The 2,800-nt window shown below is 41.3% G+C and carries 1 pseudogene; it reads left to right on the forward strand.

The features are described from left to right. Positions 1 to 26 precede the first annotated feature (26 nt). Positions 27 to 2,800, forward strand: a pseudogene (locus tag ACFILA_RS09075) (hypothetical protein); the annotation flags it as partial.

Genomic DNA, 2,800 nt, shown 5'->3' on the forward strand with positions numbered 1-2,800 from the left:
TTCAATGGAAGAGTGTTTATGGTGCCATGAGTGTTGGTAATCTCAGCGAGAAGGGAACGCGACAAATTATAGGGGTAGCAGCTGGTTCTGAACTGACTGATGCAGTAAATGTTGCGCAGATAAAGTCATTACAAAATTACGTAGATAAAGGTTGGCAGCTGTCTGTTGGTGGTGCAGATGCTACAACTATTGGTATAGAGAGCAAGATCGATTTATCAGCGGCAAGTGAAAATCTTCAAATTAGCAAAGGCAAAGATGACAATAATATAAAATTTGATCTAGCCAAGGATATTGCAGTCAATAAAGTAACTGCAGGAAGCAATACCCTAGATGCAACAGGCTTAGTGATTGCCAATGGTCCGAAAATAACCACCGGAGGTATTGATGCTGGAGGTAACAAGATAACTGGAGTGGCAACGGGTACTGAAAGCACCGATGCGGTGAATTTTGCACAGCTAAAAGCAGCACAAGAAGCAGCGGTTATAAAAGGTTTAAAAATTAACACTACTGGCAAAGATTTTGCAGATCCTATAGCTGATGCAGAAAATTCAGTCGCTCTTGGTGCTGGCGCAAAAGCTGATGGCGAATCTGCGTTGGCTCTTGGTTACGGCGCGAAGAATTACGCAGAAAAGGGGATTGTTCTTGGTTACAATGCATCTGCAGCAAAGGAGGCGCTGTATAGTATTGCTATAGGTAGTGAGGCAAAAACGTTTAATCAGCATTCGATAGCTATAGGTACTGAGGCACAGGTAGAGAAGGAGGGGAGCCGTGGTATTGCTATAGGTTATCAAGCGCGGGTATCAAAGGAAGTGGATAGCATTGCTATAGGCTACATGGCTTATGCTTTAGGCAAAGACAGTATCGCGATAGGTTCCGAATATAATGAATCGATTGGGCCAGACGACCATACAATTGCAAAGGCTGATTATTCAACGGCTGTTGGTTCTGTTTCTAAAGCTTTGGAATATGCTACGACTGCTATAGGACATCGTGCAAAGTCAGCCGCAAAGTATGCTACTGCTTTGGGTTTTTATTCAGAAGCAACGGCAGAAGGAAGTGTTGCTCTAGGAAGCGATTCTGTATCTGATAGGGCTGCCTCTGCTTTGGGTTACACTTCTTTGTTGCAGGGTCCTTCACAAAGCGCCGAGGCGCAATGGAAAAGTACGCAGGGCGCAGTTAGTGTTGGTAATTTTGCTAAGGGTATAACGCGACAAATTACAGGCGTAGCAGCTGGTAGTGAACCTACCGATGCAGTTAATCTTGGACAGTTAAAAGATTTGGAAGAAGTTGTAAGAAAAAACGGTTGGAAATTGTCTGTTGGCGGTGAAAATGGCGAGACCGTTCTTATAGACGATGAAGTAGATTTTTCTGCTGGAAGTACAAATCTCACGGTTACAAAGGGCGATAAAGACAATAATATAAAATTTGATCTCGCCAGGAGTGTCATAGTCGATAAAATACAAACAGGAAACAATATCTTAGACGCAACAGGCTTAGTGATTTCTGGTGGACCGAAAATAATCATTTCTGGGATAGACGCTGGGGGTAAAAAGATAACAGGAGTGGCAAAGGGTACTGAAAGCACCGATGCGGTGAATTTTTCGCAATTAAAAGATGTCAAAGAACAAGTAGCAGCCAGTAGCTTCGTTAAACAGAATGTAGAAACGAGACACATCAGTATTGGAAAAGAAACAGATGGTGATAAAATTGATATTGCCAACAACAAAAATGAAAAGCGTACTCTTACAGGTATAAAGAATGGCGCGCTCACAGCAGCTTCAAATGAAGCAGTAAATGGTTCCCAGCTTTTTGAAACAAATAAAAATGTTACGACTGTAACAAGTGATCTCAAAACAGCATCTGAGAATGTAGTCAAATATTTTGGTGGTGGTGCTAGTTATAAAGATGGCATTTGGACAGCCCCTACATTCACGCTTAAAACCTTCGATGCTGATGGTGGATCTAAAGATAAGGATTATCCTGATGTAGCAGATGCACTTGCCGGTGTTGGAAGTTCTATCACGAATGTTCAGAATAAATTGACTGAACAGGTTAATAATGTGATTACCAAAGTGGAAAGCGAGAGCTTTGTTCAGCAAGATAAGACAACGAGTCGTCTCACTATTGGTGCAAAAGTAGGTGGCGCAGAAATCAATATTGCAAATGAAAGCGGTGCTGATCGGATAATTTCTGGTGTTGGGGAAGCAAAGAACAATAATGACGCTGTTAACAAAAGCCAGCTTGATAGCAATATCAAGAATGTCAATGATAATGTAACAAATAAGTTTAGCGAACTTACTAAAAACATAACGAATATTACTCAGCAAGTTAAAGGTGATGCTTTGTTATGGAACGATAAAGCTAATGCCTTTGTAGCACGTCATGAAAAGAGCAAAGAAGAAAAAGGCAGAGCTGTAAGAACACAAGAAAACAGTAGAATTACGTTTCTAGCAAATGGTGAGATTACCGCTAATTCAACGGATGCTGTCACGGGTGGTCAGCTTTATTCAATGAATAAGACATTTGCGACGTATTTTGGTGGAGGTGCAGGTTATGATGAGCAAGGACAATGGAAAGCTCCAAGTTTTAAGGTTAAGACAGTTAAGGATGATGGTAACTCTGAAGAGATAGACTATGGCAATGTGGCGGATGCTTTGGCTGGAGTTGGTAATTCTGTTACGAATGTAAAAAATGAGATCAGCAAAGAGATTACGAATGTAGTGAGTGATAGCCTTGTTAAGCAGGATAGGATGGGTCTTATTACTATTGGTGCGGAAAGAGGCGGCAATAAAATCAATAT

The sequence above is a fragment of the Bartonella sp. CL71SXKL genome (assembly GCF_042194935.1).
GTDB lineage: Bacteria > Pseudomonadota > Alphaproteobacteria > Rhizobiales > Rhizobiaceae > Bartonella.